Annotated in this window: 14 protein-coding genes and 1 pseudogene; 10 read left to right on the forward strand and 5 right to left on the reverse strand. The window is 41.9% G+C overall.

Translation table 11 applies throughout. The features are described 5' to 3' along the window. The 3 genes and pseudogenes from RM368_RS24935 to RM368_RS24945 all read left to right on the forward strand — a co-directional run. Positions 1-288: pseudogene (locus tag RM368_RS24935) on the forward strand (hypothetical protein); the annotation flags it as partial. A gap of 191 nt (positions 289-479) precedes the next feature. Continuing rightward, positions 480-914, forward strand: coding sequence for a CoA-binding protein (locus RM368_RS24940; protein WP_322696525.1), 435 nt, complete (start codon positions 480-482; stop codon positions 912-914). Positions 915-1253: 339 nt separating this feature from the next. Next, a complete protein-coding gene (locus RM368_RS24945) occupies positions 1254-2192 on the forward strand; it encodes a phosphoribulokinase (protein ID WP_322696558.1) in 939 nt (312 codons plus the stop codon). Positions 2193-2427: 235 nt separating this feature from the next. On the opposite strand, the gene RM368_RS24950 is transcribed toward RM368_RS24945, so the two are convergent. Together RM368_RS24950 and RM368_RS24955 are read right to left on the reverse strand one after the other, a co-directional pair. Next, entirely contained in the window at positions 2428-3003 is a 576-nt protein-coding gene (locus tag RM368_RS24950; protein WP_322696526.1) for a hypothetical protein, read from the reverse strand. A gap of 46 nt (positions 3004-3049) precedes the next feature. Continuing rightward, complete coding sequence (locus RM368_RS24955) at positions 3050-3613, reverse strand: hypothetical protein (RefSeq protein ID WP_322696527.1); 564 nt, start codon at positions 3611-3613, stop codon at positions 3050-3052. 188 nt (positions 3614-3801) lie between these two features. On the opposite strand from RM368_RS24955, the gene radC reads away from it, so the two are divergent. Both radC and RM368_RS24965 read left to right on the forward strand, forming a co-directional pair. Next, complete coding sequence (gene radC / locus RM368_RS24960; RefSeq protein ID WP_322696528.1) at positions 3802-4533, forward strand: RadC family protein; 732 nt, start codon at positions 3802-3804, stop codon at positions 4531-4533. A 733-nt stretch (positions 4534-5266) separates the two neighbouring features. Continuing rightward, positions 5267-10642: an AAA family ATPase gene (locus RM368_RS24965; RefSeq protein ID WP_322696529.1), complete on the forward strand. Its 5376-nt coding sequence runs from the start codon at positions 5267-5269 to the stop codon at positions 10640-10642. A 339-nt stretch (positions 10643-10981) separates the two neighbouring features. Here RM368_RS24965 and RM368_RS24970 read toward each other — a convergent pair whose 3' ends face one another. The 3 genes from RM368_RS24970 to RM368_RS24980 all read right to left on the reverse strand — a co-directional run bounded on the left by RM368_RS24970 (position 10982) and on the right by RM368_RS24980 (position 15568). After that, complete coding sequence (locus RM368_RS24970; RefSeq protein ID WP_322696530.1) at positions 10982-11773, reverse strand: SDR family oxidoreductase; 792 nt, start codon at positions 11771-11773, stop codon at positions 10982-10984. A gap of 154 nt (positions 11774-11927) precedes the next feature. Continuing rightward, positions 11928-13400 carry a lipase/acyltransferase domain-containing protein gene (locus RM368_RS24975; protein ID WP_322696531.1) on the reverse strand — a complete coding sequence of 491 codons (1473 nt, stop codon included), beginning with the start codon at positions 13398-13400 and terminating at the stop codon, positions 11928-11930. Positions 13401-13558: 158 nt separating this feature from the next. Continuing rightward, on the reverse strand, positions 13559-15568 hold the full coding sequence (locus RM368_RS24980; protein ID WP_322696532.1) for a hypothetical protein: 2010 nt from the start codon (positions 15566-15568) through the stop codon (positions 13559-13561). A 674-nt stretch (positions 15569-16242) separates the two neighbouring features. Here RM368_RS24980 and RM368_RS24985 point away from each other — a divergent pair. From RM368_RS24985 to RM368_RS25005, 5 genes are all read left to right on the forward strand, one after another. Further along, entirely contained in the window at positions 16243-17637 is a 1395-nt protein-coding gene (locus RM368_RS24985; RefSeq protein ID WP_322696533.1) for an NADH:flavin oxidoreductase, read from the forward strand. A gap of 66 nt (positions 17638-17703) precedes the next feature. After that, positions 17704-19170, forward strand: a complete 1467-nt coding sequence (locus tag RM368_RS24990) for a c-type cytochrome (RefSeq protein WP_322696534.1) — start codon at positions 17704-17706, stop codon at positions 19168-19170. Positions 19171-19182: 12 nt separating this feature from the next. Beyond that, positions 19183-19593, forward strand: a complete 411-nt coding sequence (locus RM368_RS24995; RefSeq protein WP_152591000.1) for a hypothetical protein — start codon at positions 19183-19185, stop codon at positions 19591-19593. A gap of 88 nt (positions 19594-19681) precedes the next feature. Further along, positions 19682-21115, forward strand: coding sequence for a c-type cytochrome (locus tag RM368_RS25000; protein WP_322673174.1), 1434 nt, complete (start codon positions 19682-19684; stop codon positions 21113-21115). A 72-nt stretch (positions 21116-21187) separates the two neighbouring features. Next, the gene (locus RM368_RS25005; protein ID WP_322696535.1) at positions 21188-22828 is read left to right on the forward strand and encodes a lipoxygenase family protein; all 1641 of its coding nucleotides are present in this window, start codon (positions 21188-21190) and stop codon (positions 22826-22828) included. Positions 22829-22835 lie beyond the last annotated feature (7 nt).

Consider the following 22835-nt stretch of genomic DNA (forward strand, 5'->3'; position numbering starts at 1 on the left):
GAGTCTTTGATACTCGCCGACGAGTCTTTGATACTCGCCGACGAGTCTTTGATACTCGCCGATGAGTCTTTTATACTTGCCGACGAGTCTTTGATACTCGTGGATGAGTCTTTTATACTCGTGGACGAGTCTTTTATACTCGTGGATGAGTCTTTGATACTCGCCGACGAGTCTTTGATACTCGTGGATGAGTCTTTGATACTCGTGGACGATTTTTTAGAATTCAAAATTATATTTAAATGCAACTCAGTATGGAATGGCACTAAGTTTAGCTCTTTATTAAGGTGAGGCAGTTCTTGCTGAGGGCTGTCTTGCTGGAGTTATAAAATCCTTTTACTACAAGCTTAAAAGTGCATTTTACAATATTCCCTTCTGCCTCCTGCCTCCTACCTTTGAGTATGATAAACAAAGCGATGTCTACGATGGTCACTGAGCTTGCCGAAGTGCGGGCTGCGCCTACGCTCAGGATATTTTAAATCATGCCAAACCTTAAAGAAGATGATAACGCTCTGCGCGAGGTGTTGACCCAAGCCAAAATCATCGCCATTGTAGGTCACTCTGATAAACGCGATCGCACCAGTTATCAAATCGCGCAATTCTTGCGACAAAAAGGCTATACAGTTTATGCCGTCAACCCGCTAATTAAAGAAATTGACGGTCAACCCAGTTATGCTGCACTCCAGGAATTACCCGAACCCGTGGATATTGTTAACGTATTTCGTCGTTCTGAGTACTTGCCAGAAATTGTAGATGAAACAATTTCCATCACTGCTAAAACTGTATGGACACAACTGGGTATCTGGCATCAACCATCAGCACAAAAAGCTATAGATGCAGGACTCAATGTGGTTATGGATGCTTGTATCAAAATTGAATATCTGCGGCTAAGAGTAGGTTCAACAGAAAATGTCTAGTTTTTATGCGTACAGATAACTTTAACAATCATTTAGATTGTCATTATTATGCAAAAAGCGTAATTTACCGGCGTAGGCATCGCCCAAACATTAGACCTCTTGGCAAAAGTAACTTTTGCACTCTCGTGGGTAAAGGGTGCATATTTGCATATTAAAGGTTTTTTGTTATTCCTTTCCCCTTTACCCTTTCCCCGACAAATGCCAAGAAGTCTATTCTATGTATGTGTAGAGATATTGCATACCAAGTGTTTGTTTGAGTTACTAGCTTAAACCCTTCTAGAATAAAAACTATTGTAGGTAATTTTATTACTAAAGTTGTTTTTATTGTGGGAGGTTATGATGAGCCGTCCAATAATTCTTGGTATTGTCGGCGACAGCGCGGCTGGTAAAACAACACTAACGCGAGGAATCGCTCAGGTACTCGGCCCAGAAAATGTCACGCTCATTTGTACAGATGATTATCACCGTTACGATCGCCAACAACGTGCAGAAATTGGTATCACTGCCCTTCACCCCGACTGCAATCACTTAGATATTATGCAGCAACATCTGTCGCTGCTACGCACGGGACAACCAATTCTTAAGCCAGTTTACAGCCATAAAACCGGCACATTCGAGCCACCGCAGTATATCAAGCCCAATAAATTCGTAATCATTGAGGGATTACTCGGTTATTCTACCCGTGGTGCTCGTGATTCCTACGACGTGAAAGTTTATCTTGCACCCCCTGAAGAACTGCGCACAAAGTGGAAAGTCAAGCGGGATACCCAAAAGCGCGGCTACACAGATGAACAGGTACTAGCAGAATTAGAAAAGCGCGAACCAGATTCAGCAGAGTTTATCCGTCCGCAGCGGCAATGGTCTGATATAGTAATCAGTTTCTACCCACCCACCGGGGAAGATGATGAAACCAATGGACACCTGAATGTACGTCTGGTACTACGTCCAACAATTCCGCACCCAGATTTTACCCAGATTGTCAACTCTGGCTATGGTAATTCTGACTCAGCGATCCGTCTAGGGTTAGACAGGGATATGAGTAAGCCTGTAGATGTCTTAGAAGTTGATGGTCATGCCACCTTAGACCAGGTGAATAAGCTAGAGCATATTATTTGTTCTGATATGCCCCATTTACGAAGTATTTGCGATCGCGAAAGTAATCCAGAACTGGGTAAAATTGCTGGTACAACTGGAGAAACACTGCAAAGTTATCCTCTGGCTTTGACTCAGTTGATTATTACCTACCACATGCTCAAAGCAACGCAAATTCATCAGTAATTAGTAAAAATGAAGGGGTTTAAATGGTTGGCGATCGCTTGTAGTATTGGGCTATTAAATTTTGCGATGCCTACGGCGGTAAACTACGCACTATTCGTCTGTCAAGTTTTAATTGATGGTAAACAAGTTCGTAGTAAGGACTTTAGTCCTTATTTTCTAAGCACTAAAATGCTTCCTACAAACTCTCAAAACTATCTTGACAAAGTAATATAATTATGATTGGAAACTCAGATGCTTATGATTGTGACTTGACGGGGGCTTGCAGCAATTCAATATCTTTAATTTGAAGAATGCCACTACTCTCAAATTGCACGCCTATTTGAACTTTAGCAGCATTCGCTTCTTTTTTAAAATAGGCACGCACTTTGTAAGGCTGAAAATTTTCCGTTGCTGAAACTCCTCTACCCCATGAAGTTGCTCTCATTCCGGCTGATTCTGGTGGTCTAGCTACACCCAAACTTACTGCAATTGATTCTTCTGTGTTTAACGCTTTCGCATTAAAGTGACAAGCAAGAACACACTCTTGGACATTGGGTTCTGCAACTTCAAACAAGATGACTTTTCGCAAAGGATCTGTACTATTCCTAAAAAAGCTCTGATTATTATCGTCATAAGCTTCAATTTGCCAACTTTCTCCAACAATTGCAATGCCTCCTTTTGTTACTGTGGAATCAGCAGGTGTGAATCGACGAATCAGCACAAATGGCTCTGCGGGTTCAGGAATAACAAGGGGTTTTTCTAGTTCCTTAAGGGTTTCCTTAGCTTTAGAGAGAATAAAACTTGTCAGATTGTTGAATAGCTCGTCGAACATAGCGTAGTTTACTAATTACTAAAATTTTAGGTATTGCTCATGATTGTTATTTGACGGGCGCTTGCAACAATTCAATATCTTTAATTTGAAGAATGCCACTACTCTCAAATTGCACACTGATTTGAACTGTGGCAACATCTGCTTCTTTTTTAAAATGGGCACGCGCTTCGTAAGGCTGAAAATCTTCCGTTAGTAAAACTTCTGTTGGCCATAATCTCGTCATTATGCCCCATTGTCCCGTTCTCCGCCAACCTAAGCTAACTTTAATTGGTTTTTCTGTGTTTAGCGCTTTCGCGTTAAATTGACAAGCAAAAACACATTCTTGGACATCGGGTTCTGCAAGTTCAAACAAGATCACATTTCGCAAAGGATCTGTAATATTCCTAAAAAAGCTCTGATTATTATCGTCATAAGCTTCAATTTGCCAGCTTTCTTGGACAATTGCAATACATCCCTTTGTCACCGTGGAATCGGCAGGTGTGAATCGACGAATCAGCACAAATGGCTCTGCGGGTTCGGGAATGCCGAAGCGTTTTTGCAGATCGTTACCGACTTCTTGAATTTTAGAGTCAATAAAACCTTTGAGATTGTTGAATAAATCATCGAACATAGCGTAGTTTCCCGCCGTAGGCATCGTTCTAAATCATCTTTTTTTAGTGTTCCCTTTAAAAGTTGCAAATGAAATTACCCATACAAACTTACCAAGGTTAAAGATTTTCTCAAATAAAGATGATTTTGAGAGCAAACGAGGGATAACTAAGGATAGTTCTATGTGTGGTGCTATTTTCTTAGTTTAATATGACCTATTGCCTCAGAATTGCCGACCTACCTACAAATGAGCGTCCGCGTGAGCGATTAATGACGCATGGTGCAAAAATTTTAGCCACAGCCGAGTTAATCGCAATTCTTCTAGGCACTGGTCAAGGCCCAGGAAAACTATCGGCTGTGGGTTTGGGACAATATATCTTGAGCGAATTAGCCAAACACCAACGCGATCCTTTGGTAGTTCTGCGAGAAGTTAGCCCTGCTGAATTGATGCAAATTTCTGGTGTTGGCCCGGCGAAGGCGACAAGCATTTTAGCAGCAATTGAATTGGGTAAACGTGCCTTTCAATCTCGCCCTAACGATGGCACATTAATTGATAGCCCACTCGCTGCTGCTGCTACCCTCAGCCAAGATTTAATGTGGCAAGTACAAGAACGTTTTGCAGTGGTGTTATTAGATGTCAAGAATCGCTTGTTGGGTACGCAAGTAATTACCATTGGCACGGCAACCGAAACCCTAGCCTCTCCCCGTGATATTTTTCGAGAAGTTATTCGTCAAGGCGCAACGCGGGTAATAGTTGCCCACAACCATCCTTCTGGGAACCTTGAACCCAGCCAGGAAGATATAGAATTGACGCGTCAGTTATTGGCAGGGGCGCAGCTTTTAGGCATTCCAGTACTAGATCATCTGATTTTGGGCAATGGCAATCATCAAAGTTTACGGGAACTGACAACCTTGTGGGATGAGCATCCACAGGGAGATTAGTGAAAAAGCAGGGAGGCTTAATTGCTAATAGACCTCTCGGCAAAAGTGCTTTTTGCACTCTTGGGGAAAAAAGACTCATGTTAAAGGGGAAAGGGACAATACAGAACCTTTTCCCCTTCCCCTCGCCCCTTATCCCGACAAATGCCAAGAAGTCTAATAAAAACTAAAAAAGATATCAAAATGTTATGGATAATTGTAAAAATTTAGAAAACGATCGATAAAAGAAATCAATAACCCTTCACTACCCTGAACTAATTTATCTCAATTTTAATTATTATCTGTTAATACTAAAAAACTAATTGTTTGAGAGTAAAAAGTATATAAAAACATATACAACAAAAGCTAACTACCCAATAATTTCTTGCTGATCCAGTTTCTCTGTATCCATCCTTCGGATTCAGAATTCTTAGAAGATATTTTTGAACAGATGTTGTCGGAGTTAATTAAAATGTAAACTTGTTTTCCAAGCATTTTATGTTGAATTGTTTGAATAATATGCGTCATATATGCATTAAGTTTTGGAGCGAATATTTTTTGCCCGATTTTAGAGAATTGGTATAAGTTGTTTTAGTTTTTTATAGTTAATTAATGACATTTTGAGCTAGTAATTTTAGAGCAAGCGATCGCAAATTTGACCATAATTATTAACTTTTGTCTCTAAAAGTTAAAGATAATCTCAAAGCGGGAACGATCTATATACATAAAAAAAGATTTGTAAATAAAAATAAGATTTATGTTGACGATCGCTGGTTATCGCATAAACGAGCTAATTTATTCGAGTTCCAATACCCTAGTACATCGCGCTCTTAGGGAATTAGATCGAAAACCAGTCATTATTAAACTACTGCGACACGACTATCCCAGCTTCAGCGAATTGGTGCAGTTTCGCAATCAGTATGCAATCGCAAAAAATCTCGACATCCCAGGCATTGTCCAACCGCTGAGTCTAGAACCATACCAAAATGGCTATGCTTTGGTAATGAAAGACATCGGTGGCATCTCCCTACGCGATTACATTCAGGTTGCCCCTTTGAGTGTCGAACAATTCTGGCCAATTGCCCTGCAAATTGTAGATATCCTCCACCAGCTATATCAGCAACGGATTATCCACAAAGACATTAAACCAGCTAATATTCTGATTCAACCAGAAACGGGGGAGATTAAGCTGATTGACTTTAGTATTGCCTCCCTATTACCCCGTGAAACCCAAGAGATTCAAAATCCCAACGTTCTCGAAGGCACTCTAGCTTATATCTCACCAGAACAAACCGGGCGGATGAACCGGGGGATTGACTATCGCAGCGATTTCTATTCTTTAGGAGTTACCTTTTTTGAACTGCTCGCGGGACAGTTACCATTTCCAGTAGACGAACCAATGGAAATGGTTCATGCCCATATAGCGAAACAACCACCTTCTATCTGCGATCGCAATCCCGATCTGCCCATCATACTCGGTGAAATTATTTGCAAGCTGATGGCCAAGAATGCAGAAGACCGCTATCAAAGCGCCCTCGGTCTCAAGCACGATCTGTTGCGATGCCAGGAAGAATATCATGTTGCGGGCAAACTCGCCTGGTTTGATTTAGGGCAACGGGATATTAGCGATCGCTTTTTGATTCCCGAAAAACTCTACGGACGAGAACAAGAAGTTCAAAGCTTGCTCGATGCTTTTGGGCGAGTTGCCAACGGAGCCTCCGAACTGATGCTGGTGGCAGGTTTTTCCGGTATTGGCAAAACTGCCGTCGTCAATGAAGTGCATAAGCCGATTGTACGTTGGTATGGCTATTTCATCAAAGGTAAATACGATCAGTTCAACCGCAATCTGCCATTTAGTGCCTTTATACAAGCCTTCCGCGACCTGATGGGTCAACTTCTAAGCAGTGATGACGCACAGTTAGCTGATTGGAAAGCGAAGATCCTGGCGGCAGTGGGTGATAATGGCCAGGTACTCATCGAGGTGATTCCGGAACTCGAACAGGTCATCGGCCAACAACCCCCAGTACCAGAACTCTCCGGTAGTACGGCTCAGAATCGTTTCAATCTGCTGTTCCAGAAGTTCATCACGGTGTTCACCACAAGGGAGCATCCACTGGTCATTTTTTTAGATGACTTGCAATGGGCTGATTCAGCTTCGCTAAACTTGCTGAAGCTACTGCTGACAGAACGCGATCGCGGTTATCTGTTCGTCATCGGAGCTTATCGAGATAACGAAGTGTTCCCGACTCATCCCTTGATGCTGATGCTCGATGAGGTCAAAAAAGCCCAAACCTTTATCCATACCCTCACTCTACAACCCCTGAGCCAAATCCATGTGAATCAGTTAACCGCAGATACGCTAAGTTGTTCTGTGGAACTGGCTCAACCGCTTTCGGAGTTGGTCTATCAAAAAACCAAGGGGAATCCTTTCTTTCTCACCCAATTTCTCAAAGCACTGCATGAGGATGGCTATATTTCCTTTGATTTCCAGACAGGACATTGGCAATGTGACTTAGCAACCGTGAAGTTACTCACGCTCACCGATGATGTCGTCGAGTTCATGGCACTTCAGTTACAAAAATTACCGAGTGCCACCCAGACTGCTTTGAAACTGGCGGCTTGCATTGGCGCTCAGTTCGATTTGTCTACCCTGGCGATTGTTAATGAGCGATCGCCCGAAGATACCGCGCTCGACCTCTGGAAAGCCTTGCAAGAAGGCGTGATTTTGCCCATCAGCGATGTCTATAAGTTCTACCAACTATCAGAACTTCAGGTAGCAGAAGTCCAGCAGCCATTAACCTTTAACTGTTCCTATCGCTTTCTCCACGATCGCGTCCAGCAAGCTGCTTATTCCCTCATCCCTGACGAGCAAAAACAGACGACTCATTACCAAATCGGACAACTTCTACTGCAACAAGTTTCCCCAGCCGCTAGAGAAGAGCGCATTTTTGAAATCGTCAATCAGTTGAACTATGGAACCACGCTGATTGGAAAACAACAGCAACGGGACGAACTCGCCCAACTCAACCTCACGGCTTGCCGCAAAGCCAGAGCCGCAACCGCCTATCATGCCGCCCGTGAATATGCCACAGTCGGGCTGCAACTGCTCGGAGGAGATGCTTGGCAACGGGAGTACGAAATAACTCTATCCCTGCATGACTTAGCTGCCGAGGTCGCTTTTTTAGCTGGTGCTTTTGAACAGATGGAGGAGTGGATTGAAGCGGTAATCGATCGTGCAAAAACGCCTCTAGAACGAGTGCCAGTTTATCAAGTCAGAATTCAGGCATTGGTCGCCCGCAATCAATTTGTCGAGGCGATCGCGATCGGTCAATCAGTCTTCCGGATGTTGGGTGTAAACCTACCAGACGAAACAACCCTAGATGATATTCGCCTCCTGAAGCAAGAAATTGATGCTTTAATTGAGGGTCGCGCCATTGAGTCATTCATTCATTTGCCGAAAATGACCGATCCGCAGCAATTAGCAATTATGCAAAATGCGGCGCGGCTGACACCAGTTTGTTACATGTCCGGCACAAAGCTTTATTTCCTGGTCGTGGCGCTCCAGGTCAAATTATCGATTCAATTTGGCAACAGTCCGGTTTCGGCGTTTTGCTACGTAGGTTACGCCTTCCAACTGAGGATGCTGTGGAGCGACATGTCAAAAGTGCCTCAGTTTGGGCAATTAGGATACCAACTCGCCTTAGAACCCGATGCCAAAAACATTCGAGCCGCAACTGCTATGTTAATGGGGGCTTATGTGGGTTCTTGGACAATCCATCTGCAAGACACGCTACCCATTCTACTAGATGGATATCAAGCCGGGTTGGAAACTGGCAATTTAGAATTTATGGGCTACGATGCTCAGTTGTACTGCTTCAATGCGTATTGGTACGGTCAACCCCTGGCTGAACTCGAACCCCAAATTCGTGCCTATTACCAGCAGTTGTCCGACCTCCACCAAGTCACGGCAGCAAACTGTGTTTTGGCTTACTGGCAAGCAGCGCAAATTCTCTTAGGTCAGTCAGAACAAGAGATTCCCTTACGCCAGGATGCCTACGAACAGAAAGTTTTGGATGAAGCTAAAGTCGATTTTTACCGACTATCTTTCTTTTACCTTTATCGCTTCACCTTAAATTACTGGCTGCAAGACTTTGCCAAAGCCCAACACGATGCCGCTCAAACGCGACACTATTTAGCTGGCGGGATGGGAAGTATCGTTGAACCAATCTTTTATTTCTATGATTCTCTGACCTTGCTGGCTAATCCTGGTGAATCAATTTCCCCGTCAGAACCGCGATGGCAGCGAATAGAAGAAAATCAAGCCAAGTTAAAAGATTGGGCAGATTATGGCCCGATGAATTACTTGCACAAATATCATTTAGTTGAAGCGGAAAAATATCGCGTTCTCGATCGCAAAACCGAAGCTATAGAATTTTACGATTTGGCGATCGCGGGGGCCAAAAGCAATGGCTATTCTCAGGAAGCAGCCCTTGGCAATGAACTGGCGGCAAAATTCTATCTGGATTGGAACAAAGAGCGCATCGCCCAAGCTTACTTGATTGACGCCTACTATGGCTATGCTCGCTGGGGGGCGAAAGCCAAACTCGCTGACTTGGAAACTCGTTATCCCCAACTGCTAGCTCCCATCCTCCAAGGGGCGCAGACACCACTTTCTATTGACGAAACCTTATTTTCCACTGCAACTGTCACCTCGACTAGCACTTCCTCCACCAGTCTTTCCAATTCGTTGGATTTGGTTGCCATCCTCAAAGCGTCGCAAACTCTTTCGAGTGAAATCGAGCTTGAGCCGTTAATTGCTACTCTCTTGCTGACAGTAATGCAAACCTCTGGTGCGACGCAGTGCGCTTTGATGTTGAGTGAGGGGCAAAATCTCACAGTTCAGGCTAGGGCAGAACTAACGGAGTCAGGCAAAATCGAAACGGAGATTCTGCATCCAACCCAGTCGCTTGTCGATAGTGGTATAGTGCCGATCGCTCTAGTAACAAAAGTCAAACGCAGCTTGCAGCCTGCTGTGATTAGTAATGCCGCGCAAGAGCCGCTATTGCTCGGCGATGCGTATATCCAAAACCAACAGCCCAAGAGTCTGCTGTGCAGCCCAATTCTGCAACAGGGCAAGTTGCTGGGCATAGTCTATCTAGAAAATAACCTAGCAACAGGAGCCTTTACCCGCGATCGCGTTGAGGTGCTGAATCTGCTGTGCGCCCAAGCTGCGATTTCACTGGAGAATGCTCGTCTCTATCAGCAAGCCCAAGCATATACTCAACAGCTCCAAGAATCTCAGCTTCAGATTGTGCAAAGCGAAAAAATGGCGGCTTTAGGTAACTTGGTGGCAGGAGTGGCTCACGAAATTAATAACCCAGTCGGCTTCCTCAACGGCAGTATTAACAATGCCAAAGATTATGTACTCGACCTGTGTGAGTATTTACACATCTATCAGCAGCACCAGCCACCTACGGGTGCGGTGGCCGAATTGTCCCAAGAACTTGACCTAGAGTTTATGTTGGAGGATTTACCCAAGTTAATTGACTCAATGAAAGGTGCAACCGAGCGTATCAAAGGCATCAGCACCAGCCTGCGTACCTTCTCTCGTGCCGATACAGAACACAAAGTTAAAGTCAACTTGCACGAAGGGTTAGATAGTACGCTGTTGATTCTCAAGTATCGGCTCAAAGCCAATGAAAATCGACCTGCCATTAAAGTTATCCGCAACTACGGTAATATCCCTGAAATTGATTGCTTCCCCGGTCAGCTTAACCAGGTGTTTATGAACATTCTGGCTAATGCGATTGATATGTTCGATGAAATAGCACAGCAAACAAGCTTTGAAGAGTTAGAAAATCATCCCCAACAAATCGCGATTCATACTGCATTATTATCCGAACAAAATGCGGTTGAAATTTGTATTTCTGACAACGGTAAAGGCATGAATGAATCAGTTAAATCTAAGATTTTCGAGCGTTTGTTTACCACTAAAGAGGTTGGCAAAGGAACGGGGTTAGGCTTGGCGATCGCCCGTCAGATTGTCGTCGAGAAACATGATGGTCGGCTGGAAGTTCAGTCTCAATTGGGACAAGGCTCTGAGTTTTCCATCTCACTCCCGGTTCGGGGTTAAATCAACCATCGCTGCGGCACAGTACAACAACTGTGTTGCAGCCGACAGTTAATACCTTTTCATTAAAATAATCAAACAGATTTAACCATTAAAAGCTTTGCCCGATTTTAGTTTTTTAATTGCTTTAGCGTGAGTTCGACGAGTGCTATTTTGACCTCTCCCCCAACCCCTCTCCTACGTTCGCGTAGCGTCTCGTTCGCGTTAGCGTCTCTGAAAGAGAAGAGAGGAGAGGGGAGCAAAAACCCTCTAATTTCGTTACCTTCCCTCTCCTTACCCAGACGCAACGCGTTCGCCTTTTGTTCTTCCCCCTTGCTTTAATTATTTACGCCGACCCACTTATTACTTGCTTTCCTGCATATTTCTAACTAGTTTAGTCACTAGCTTTCTGGGAGTAAATCTTACAGATTCAGCGAGTAGCTTATTTTTAATTCCAGGAACGACAACAGTTTTGTTTTCAAATAGACCGCGATAGCCGATTTCGGCTACTGTTTCCGCAGTCATAATTTTTTGACCGCTTACCAACTTTGAGTCTTCCATTGCAGCTCTTTGTTGAAAACCAGATTCGGTAGGGCCTGGACAAAGCGTCGTCACCGAGACACCTGTACCTTCTAATTCATTTGCGATCGCTTCTGAAAATGATAATACATAAGCTTTACTAGCGTAGTATACTGCCATCAGCGGCCCTGGTTGAAAAGCAGCAGTGGAAGCCAGGTTTAATATTTTTCCAGACCCCCGTTTAACCATACCTTTGAGAAATAACTTGGTTAAATGTGTCAGACATAAAACATTAACCTGTAGCAATTGCATTTCAGCATTCAGGTCAATTTCGTTAAATAATCCGTAGGTAGCAAATCCAGCATTGTTCACCAGCACATCAACATTAATCGATGCTTGTTCTAGCTCCGTAAAAATTTCTTCTGGGGCTGATGGGTTAGATAAATCCTTGGAAATAACTTTGACATCAATGCCAAATTTATTTTTAAATTCATCGGCAATTTTATTCAGCTTTTCCAGGCTTCTAGCTACCAACACAAGATTGTAACCATCCTGAGCAAATAATTTCACAAATTCATAACCAATGCCGCCAGATGCACCAGTAATAAGAGCCGTTTGTTTGCGATTAGTCTGCATAATTTTTCCTTTTGTTATTTGTTATTTGTTATTTGTCATTTGTTATTTGTCATTTGTCATTTGTTATTTATTATTCTCCCCTGCTCCCTGCCCCTGCCCCTACTCCCTGCTCCCTGCTCCCTACTCCCCTGCTCCCCTGCCTCCCCTGCCTCCTTCATTGCCATTGGGAAATTTCCAAGCGAACTGCTGCATTTTTTCCTAAGACTTTTTGACCGCGTTCAGGTAAAGAAACATACGCAACATATACATCTGAACTAGATTCTGAAGTTGGATTTAATTTTGTTACTGGCTCTTTTTCTTCAGAATTCCAACTGTATTTAGCCTCATAAGTGCTATTTGATTCGGCAACATCAGTAATTAGATAGTCAGACCACAAAGGTACTTGGTCGAGATGATGGTCGCGTAACCAATTCGTCTCTTGTTTTGTGAACGAATGCAGTGCTAAACGCAGAGCATATCTACAGGTATTATCATCATTGACTGAGTTTCTTGGGATTAAGAAAGCTGTGAATAGCGGAATCGGTTTATCTGTTCGGGTTAACTCTTGTGTAATTGGGCAATAATGATTGATCGCTTGCTCATATATTGGAATAGGAAGACCACGCAAAGCCACTCTAGTTTCCAGTTGATAAAAGTTCTTGTCCAGGTCTTTTAACTCAACATTGCTCAGAGAGAGTTTTACCTGGATATCACCAAACAAAAATCGTTGCAGGTTTTGATAACCTTCTTCAGAGTTCAATATGCCATAAGGGCCACCATGAGAGCGATGAACATAAGCACGATGAGATCCCAGGATATAAGCTTTATCAATCTGAACTAGACCATCACTTTTCACTCCAACAAGATTGCGTGAAAGACCAAAAGCTTCTTCATAATCATGTGCATTCGTGCCGATTAGAGAAAAAACGCGGCTTGGCGAAAATGCATTATCTATACTTTGTAATTGTTGTAGCTGAAAGTTATCGGGTAACTCAGCCGTTGGCTTAATATTAGGTGTTAAATACTGGTACATCCGTTGAGGGCCAAAGTCATCAGAATTATTCAATTGAAACCTGTCCCTGAGATTTTCAATTAAGCCACCCCCAACCTCAAAATAAATACCGCCATGAGGTGTAGCGTAGGTAAAGAATTTATCAATGCTATCGGCAGCTTGCTCGCCTTGTTCTGGATAAATCTTTTCAATCAAGCTGCGACAAACAAGACCTCCCATTGAGTGGGCGACCAGATAAATTTTATCAGCACCCGTCGTTTTTTTGACATTCTGGATCAAGTCTCTTAAACCCTTCGCTATCTCCTCCATCTCTTGTCGGACTACACTTGATGAGCCAAAGCTAGGTGTAGATATATCATAAAATCGATAGATCCAAATAGTTTGATGAAGTCGATCGGACAATCTTTTAATTTGATTGCTCACATTCTGATTGTCAACAATCGGTTGATAACCATGATCGGTCATTAGCCGCAGCAATGGACTCTCGAAAAAAAACTTCTGAGGATTTTCCTTCTCATCTACTCGAATATGAGTTGAACCACTATTGAATCCATAAAATGGATCGTTGACTGTTTGCTCAACGTCTTTTTGTGTACCTGCATATCCACGAACGAAGACGATTGGTAAATACGGCATATATATCCTTGCTATTTAATCAATATTTTTCTCGTTCCCAGATTTAACCTGGAAACGAGTGCAGAATATCAAGACAAGTTATCTTAGTACAAACATTTTATTAATTCGTAGCGAATTCTCTGCGTTTAAAACACCACGATATTACACAGGAGCTGTACTTAGAAAGTTTTCACGAACTCAATCAAAGCTTTCTTGTCTTCATCTGGGAGATTTGAGCCAAAATAATGACCCTCATCTTCTACAAAGTCAGGAGATTTGTTGGCTCTTAAAAGTACACGTGCCAACTTACCTTTAATTCCACCCTCCGGTTTCAAATCTTGGAAAAGGCTGCCGAGATTGAGAGATGTAATCGCCTCTCTCATATTGATGCTTGCCAGCAAATTCACAGGTGTACCTTTAGGAACAGGAAGTTTAAATCTCGGATTCGGATCTCCTGGGGGAAGCTCTAATTTAGTATCTTGAGATGTCCTGCTGATAATTCCCTCACGCTTTTCAGGCCACAGCAGCTTTTCCATCGCATCCGTATAGGCTTCTACACGTCCTTTTACTGAAGGATCTTCGTTGTAAAGTCCTAGTGTGTTGTTGTGCAGAAGTGGTGCTGTTGCCCAAATGCTCACTAGTGAGGGTGTACGGTAATATCCCAAACCGCCATCAGGTATCTTAAATTCGATGGGTTTTTTCTGATCGAAGGGGTTGTACAGCGTCAAAGTCCCTGGTGATAGCAGTTCTTTGAACGTCTTCGACGAGAACTGATCCCAAATATGCCCTTTACTGGCATTTGTCCCTAGCGATCGCGCTGCATTAGTCCCAATTAAAGTAACCGGGTAACGCTGGTCATCAGACAAGAAGTTGTGGTCGAGGAAATTACTACTGAGTACAGACTCTTCGTACCATTTTTGAGCCTGTTCGGGGTCAGCAGCGATCGCAGCAGGTGGCTTTTTGCTGGAATGGCAACTAGCACAAGTGCTGGCAAAAACCAGCTTCCCACGTTTGAGAACTTCTTCATCTTTAGTCAAGAACTTTTCACCATCTGGTGCATCTTTCAGGTGCATCGGCTGGATGGTTTTTAAGAATGCTTCGGCATCAGCCATACGTGCTTCTGTCTGTCTCCAGCCTTCGCACTCTTTCCGTGCCTTTTCGATATCAAAAGGTTTTTGGGGAGTTCTGCCTAATAAAGGCTCATGAAGACTTGTCCAGTAATCGCCGCACATCCCAATGTTGACGTAGACGCGTAGTGAGGCATTTGCCACTCCTGTAGAGTCTGCACCATCCTTGAGAATATGATTAACATCTTTGGTTGAACCATCGTTCATCACCTCTGGATATTTGGGGCGATCGCCTAAATTAAAAATGGCATTGATCGCATTCGGATTATTGATGTGATCGGTGGCAATCCGAGAAGTATCAGAAGTACCAGGTTTTTGAGAGTCAAGTACTTGCTTAATAAAACTATTATCCGCAACGCTGCTTCCAAATAATTTGTTTTCTTTGATGTACTGATTACCCAATGCTGGTACCAGGTTTTCCCATCTTGGATGTTCTTTGTCTTTGGGTGGATTGAGGGGATCTAACGCTACGTGACAAATGGCGCAGGACTGACCAATTACGTATGGAGGCTCAATTTGTGAAGTTTTGGCATATTCAACAGGGTTCCATTTTGTCGAGTCGAAGTTGGGGTTTTGGAACTTACGCAACCCAATAACACCAGTTGAGAGCGGATCTTTACACTCATCTAGCCACAATCCGTATTTATCTGGGGCTGTTGCTTTTTCACATCCAGGATCGTTAATTGCGCCATAACGTTGCAATCGCTCGTTATGCACGCGCGAGTCAATCAGCTTTAACAAGTCAACACCACCACGCGTTCGCTTGGCTAAATCGCGATAGTACTTAGAATTACCGCCAGTCCATAAGTACCAAGTGCAACGACCCCGTTTCTCGGCATCTGTCAAATTCTCCTTTGTGTACTCTGGGAGATAACCGATACCTTCGCAGTTATCAGGGTATTCAGATACACCCGTATCTGAATACTTGGTACTTATGGATGTAGGTATTTCACTATACTCATCAGCTAGAGCTGTAGGCGTTCCATAAAAGCCGCAGATTATAAACACAGTCACGAATAGGAGGAGCAGACAGCCCTTAAAAATTAGACTTGTCTTTTTCATAAAACTCTCTGGTTGTAACACCTAAACCTTTTCCGTTGCACCTCACATTTGCAGAGGTACATTAATGCTTCATCAGTAATTTCCCATTTTCCAGATTTAGTCTGAGGAGATTTTGATGATTAATGTACCTTACTGAGGTTCGTTATATATGAAGTTACTACACAAATTTGCAAAACGTCATTAATAAACTTTTATACATTTCTACATCAAAAACTTAAAAATTTGTAAATTTACAATGGTCTTCAATAACCAATTTGCTATGGTTATATCGATTTCCTACCTACTTGGTTAGGTTTGTAACAAATTGTGAGCAAATCCTTTTAGCTACTTTTAAGGTTGCCTTAACCTTTTAAGAAAAATAAAAGACAGAAATTTTCACTTTTTTTAAGAATTGCTCTGTAAATACCGATAGGTTTACAAATTGCAAAAGTCTTTATATAACTGTAAAAACCAATAAGGATAAATATCCATGCTGAAACTGGTTAAGTAAATTTAAGTAACAAAAACTTAATACTTAGCGATCGCATCCGAAAATCTCCACTGTAGATTTGTAGACATAAAAAACTGCCCTCCCAGAGACACTAGAAATAATAGTTCTCTGGCGAGACTGTTAGTGCTACAAAAAATTTTGCCGCCTTATTTTATTGCCGAAACGAGAAAAGACAGAGAAACACATGGAAAACGATATTATCTTTGAGCCATTGAGATTTCGTAATCTCACAGTCAAAAATCGGATATTTCGCTCTAGTATTTCTGGCAGATGGGATAACTATGATGGTTCAGGTACTCAAGCCCGAATCAACTGGGAAGAAAAGTTTGCCCGTGGTGGTGTAGGGGCGATTATTAGTTCCTTTGTCCCTGTTGCCATCCGGGGACGAATTATGCCCAATTACGCCACCATTAACTGTGATGAGCGCATTCCTTTTTGGCGAAAAGTAGGAGAAAGAGTCCACGAATATGACTGTAAATTTATTTTGCAATTAAGTCATTCGGGGCGACAGCAAGATATTGGTGGTGTAGAAAACTTAGGAAAAAAAGCCTTAAGTTCCACTAGCCAAACTGAGCCATTCCACGGCTTTTTGTGTCAAGCGATGACACAAAAAGAGATTAAAGAAACAATCCAATACTTCGCCGATGGTGCTAGACGTGCCCGTGAAGCAGGTTTAGACGGAGTGGAATTGCACAGTGCTAATGGGTATCTTTTTAATCAATTTCTCAGTTCTGGAATTAACGACCGTCAAGATGAATATGGTGGTTCATTAGAGAATCGAGCGCGGTTTTTGCTAGATGTAATTAGAGCAATCCGCAAAGAAGTAGGCAACGACTTTCATCTGCAATTTAAAATTAGTGCCGTTGACTATAACAACGCCGTCACCTTTTGGGAAAAACCAGGTAATACCATAGAAGATTCTATCCAAGTTTGTCAATGGGCAGAAGAAGCTGGGGCTGATGCTGTGCATGTGTCAACTGGTAGCTTATTTCCTCACCCACTTAATCCCATTGGTGATTTTAATTTTGATGTCATTACTAGAACTTATGATGCCATGTTGTCAAGTGGTGTCGAAACCACACGCAACTACATTTTATTTCGCAAAGCATTTTTGCATCCAATTTTCAATTTTTTATGGAATCGCGTGAAAAAGCAATTGCCTTCTCAAGCATTTAGTGGTGATGATGTAAAAGACCCGAAAATCAAACAGCTACTAATAGAGAACCAAGGCAGAAACTTACTAGATTCCAGAGAAATTAAAAAGCACGTTAATATTCCTGTATTATGTACAGGTGGTTTACAGCAAGCTTCTTATATTCGTCAGGCAATAAATGATCATTATTGCGATGGGGTGACAATGGCTCGTACCCTAATTGCTAATAATGACCTAGCTAAATCTTTTAAAGCAGGTAAAGACCTGGCAGATAAACCGTGTACTTATTGCAATAAATGTCTGCTGAATGTAATTGAAAATCCCTTGGGTTGTTACGAGCAGGATCGCTTCAATAGCTATGAAGAGATGATGGAAGAAGTAATGTCAGTCTTTCATGAAACTCAGTTTGCAAATTTATCTAGATAAAAAAGCGATGCGGATCGCATCGACAATTTCGCTTACAAATAATCTCGACAAAATGGGGAGTGTTTCATGACTGAACAAACAAACCCTACTCTACTTCCAACCTCAATCAAGGGAATATTCCAGCGGATTTGGGTTGTGATTGTAGGTATTGTAGCAGTAGCAGTATTTTTCCTTTGGCCTGTTTTGTCTAACTCCCCAGTGGATTATGCTGATATTGAAAACCACTTTAAATATGGTTCAATCGGCAGCGAACCAGTCAATGGCATCCCTTACTGGATTTGGAAAGTTTTACCAGAATTATTCCCAGATAAATTACCTGGAAAAGGTTATACTTCTTTGGGATTTATCAAAGAACCTGAGAAAGATTTACCTATAGGTTTTTCGCAAAGGCGAGTCTTTATCGATAGAGTTAGCTTGAATTGTGCTGTATGTCATACAGGAACGCTGCGAAATACTCCCAATAGCGAACATCAAGTCATCACGGCAATGCCTGCTAATGTAGTTAATTTGCAGGGATATATCAAATTCTTGTCAGCAGTTGGTGTAGATGAGCGCTTTACTGCTAACCGGATGTTGCCAGAAATTGAAAAAATCAGTGGTGGTATTAATCCCATTGAAAAATTACTTTATCGCTTCATTGCAATTCCTCAAACTAGAGACGCACTAATTAATCAGGCATCTCGACTTAAGTTTGTTGAAAAACAGCCAGATTGGGGCCCAGGAAGAGTAGATACTTTTAATCCTTATAAAGCAATTCAATTCCATTTCCCAATGGATAAGTTGCGTGAGGATGAACTGATTGGTACTTCTGATTTCCCCTCCGTTTGGAACCAAAAACCCCGCGAGGGATTGCAGTTACATTGGGATGGTAATAACACTTCCGTTGATGAACGAAATAAGAGTGCAGCTTTAGGCGCTGGAGTCACACCCACAACGATTGATTTGCCTCGAATTCAGAGAGTTGCTGATTGGCTTTGGGAACTACCACCACCAAAATATCCCTACGAAGTTAACGAAACTATAGCAGCGAAGGGAGAACAGCTTTTTGAAAGTAATTGTGCTAGTTGTCATGCTTTTGGTGGTGCATATACAGGCAAAGTTGTCCCAATTCAAGAAATTGGTACAGACCCTCATCGTCTTGACTCATATACCTACAAAACGATGTCTAACCAAAATACTCTGTATACAGGGTATCCCTGGCGCTTTAAGAATTTCCGTAAGACTAATGGCTATGCAAATATGCCCCTTGATGGTGTTTGGTTACGCGGCCCTTATCTGCACAATGGCTCAGTCCCCACCTTACGGGATTTACTAGAAACACCAGAAAATAGACCTAAAGAATTCTATCGTGGCTACGATGTGATTGATAGAGCAAAAGTTGGTTTTGTATCTGATGTCGGTGTAGAAAACGGTAAGCAATACTTTAAGTTCGATACCACAAAGCCTGGAAATAGTAACAGTGGTCATTTATATGGAACCGATCTTCCTACAGAAGATAAAAATGCCCTAGTTGAGTACATGAAAAAACTTTAAAAGGAGAGAAAAATGAATAATTACGCTAAATGGTTTAGTCGCGTTACTTGGCTTGGCATTATTGTTAATATGCTTTTTGTCATTCCTTCTTGCTTTTTTCCAGAATTAATGCTGACGTTCCTTAAAATGCATATACCAGAGCCAATTATCTGGGTTCGTGCTGCGGGAATGCTGTTGTTTATTATTAGTGCATTTTATATTCCTGGGGCACTTGACCCGTACCGATATCAGGCAACTGCCTGGATATCAATATTTCCTTCAAGAGCTTTTGGCTCAACATTTTTCATTTGTGCAGTACTTTTCTTTGGGCAAGATAAAGGATTTTTATCCATTGCCTTTGTAGACCTGTTTTTCGGATTAGCGGAACTAATTCTTCTGACCCTAGCAATGCGTAGCAAAATGCAATCGCTGCAATTTCAGTGAAGCAATTATTCTAATTTTATCCCTAGTCTAGTGTAGGTATATTCCTGCACTACAAACAGATTCTTCTGCAAAGGAGCAAAAGAGTGCCATGACAATACTCAAAAATAAAATAGGTAGGGTAATCACAAGCATCGTTTTAATTGTGGTTCTTTTAGCTGGTGTAGTTGGGTATGTGGGATGGTACAACCTTTTTCGAGAGGTTCCCACATATTATGAATCGTCTGAAGAACACTTTAAATATGGTTCTATTGGCACAGAAGAAGCGCAAGGTGTTCCCTATTGGATTTGGCTGGTACTACCACGAATATTCCCTGATAAATTACCAGGGCCAGGTGGTTATACTTCCTTGGGAATCACTTGGGAAGAGGGTAAAGAAATGCCAGTTGGGTTTACGAAAAAAACCATTGGTTTCCCTCGCGTTGGTATAACTTGCGCTGTTTGCCATACTGCCACCTATAGAAAAACAGAGAAAGATAAACCCACAATTGTGGCTGCGGCTCCTGCTAATAAATTTGATTCACAAGGCTATTTACGATTTTTGAGTGCAACTGCTGGCGATCCCAGATTTACAGCAGATTATATCCTTGACGAAATCAAATATAATTACAACCTTTCCTGGTTAGAAAATTTACTTTATCGCTATCTGCTAATTCCTCAAACTAAGAAAGCACTGCTGCAACAGAAAGAAGACTATAGTTGGACAGATTCCCGTCCTAACTGGGGGCCTGGTCGAATCGATCCTTTTAATCCAGTTAAATTCAATACTTTAAAGTTGCCTAAAGATAACACTATTGGCAACTCTGATATGATGCCTCTTTGGAATCAAAAGATGCACAAAGGGTTTGCACTCCATTGGGATGGCTTAGAAACTTCACTAACAGAAACTGTTCAAACTGGAGCAATTGGTGATGGTGCTACCAAAAAATCACTTCCTGTAGCCGATTTACAACGAGTAGAAGATTTTATTCAAGAACTACCACCTCCTAAATATCCATTTGCTATTGATGAGCAAGTGGCTGCAAAAGGAAGTCAAATTTTTGCTAATACTTGTGCATCTTGTCACGCTTTTGGTGGGGAAAGAACGGGTACTGTTATCCCTGTGGAAGAAGTGGGAACTGACCGCCATCGGTTAGATATGTGGACGCAAGAAGGAGCGGATACTTACAATCATTTTGGTGATGGCTATCCTTGGGACTTCAAAAACTTACGTAAAACCAATGGGTATGTATCTGTTTCCCTAGATGGATTATGGTTAAGAGCGCCATATTTACATAATGGTTCAGTCCCATCTTTACAAGATTTGTTCGAGAAACCAGAGAATCGTCCTCAAGTTTTCTATCGGGGATATGATGTCTACGATCCGAAAAAAGTTGGTTTTATTACTGAGGGAGATGAAGCCAAAGCTATAGGTTTTAAATACGATACCAAGGTAACTGCTAATTCAAATCAGGGACATATTTATGGCACTGATTTATCTGATGAGAATAAAAAAGCTTTGATTGAGTATCTGAAAACTCTGTAATGAAGTTTGTTTGCTAAATCCTGACGTTAATCATTTACTAGCAACCGCTCAAAAAGCGAATTGGAGATCATCGTGAAACCATATTTACCACAAAAAGACCCTGATGTTAATGTCCGAATCAATTGGCTAGATAAAAATCGAGAAGAGTACAAATTTAATTACGATTATCTAGCTCCTCTACCAGTCATTGATAAAGTTCCTCATAAGGAAATATTCTCGGCGGAATATACTGCTAAACGTTTGGCAAGTATGGCAACTCTTGCGCCAAATATGCTAGCTGCTAAAGCGAGAAACTTCTTAGACCCACTAGATGAATTGGAAGAATATGAAGAACTTTTGTCACTCCTACCAAAACCCGATGTTATAAAAAATTACAAAACCGACTCTTGTTTTGCAGAACAACGACTCTCTGGAGCGAACCCATTAGCTATCCAAAAAATTGATGTATTACCTGAGAATTTTGCTGTCACAGATGCACATTTTCAGAAGGTAGCAGGTACAGAATTTACTTTGGAAAAGGCACTTAAGGAAGGCAAGCTGTATTTCTTAGATTATCCTTTGTTATCTGATATTAAAGGTGGTGTCTACGAGAATGTTAAAAAGTACCTTCCCAAGCCACAAGCTTTATTTTACTGGCAAAGTAATGATAGTCCTAATGGTGGTTCTCTAGTACCTGTTGCGATTCAGATTAATCATGACTCTGGTGCAAAAAGCGTGATTTATACACCAGATGACCCCCATTTAGATTGGTTTTTGGCAAAAACCTGCGTTCAAATTGCTGATGGCAACCATCAAGAATTGGGTAGTCATTTCGCCTATACTCATGCAGTTATGGCTCCGTTTGCGATTGTCACTGCGCGGCAACTAGCAGAAAATCATCCCATTGCCTTACTGTTAAAACCCCACTTCCGTTTCATGCTATTTGATAACGATTTGGGACGCACTCAGTTTTTACAACCTGGAGGCCCGGTTGATGAGTTTATGGCAGGTTCATTGGCGGAGTCTCTTGGATTTGTAGCGAAGGTTTATGAAGAATGGAGTGTGGAAAAATTTACTTTCCCTCGGTTAATAAAAAGTCGCCAAACGGATGACCCAGAAATTTTACCGCACTTTCCTTTCCGGGATGATGGCATATTAATTTGGAATGCCGTCGAAAAGTTTGTGGCTGAATACTTGCAACTCTATTACCAAACCTCACAGGATATCAGTGACGACTATGAGTTGCAAAATTGGGCTAGAGAATTAGTAGCTCAAGATGGTGGTAGAGTCAAGGGAATGCCAGCCAAGATTGAGACTCTAGAACAACTGATTGAAATCATCAGTGTGGTAGTATTCACTTGCGCTCCTCTACACTCTGCTTTGAATTTTTCTCAGTACGAATATATGGCTTTTGTACCCAATATGCCCTATGCAGCCTACCACCCAATTCCAGAAACTAAAGGTGTGGATTTGGAAACTATCATGAAGATACTTCCTCCCTTTAAACAAGCTGCCGATCAGGTGATGTGGACTGAGATTTTAACATCGTACCACTATGATAAATTGGGTTTTTATGATGAGGAGTTTGCCGATCCATTGGCGCAGGAAATTGTGGTGCAATTTCAACAGAATTTGCATGAAATAGAACGGCAAATAGATATTAGAAATCAAACTCGTCCCATACCTTATAACTACTTCAAACCTTCGGAAATTATTAACAGCATTAATACTTGAATTAGTT

It is taken from the genome of Nostoc sp. DedSLP03 (assembly GCF_034530815.1).
Lineage (GTDB): Bacteria > Cyanobacteriota > Cyanobacteriia > Cyanobacteriales > Nostocaceae > Nostoc.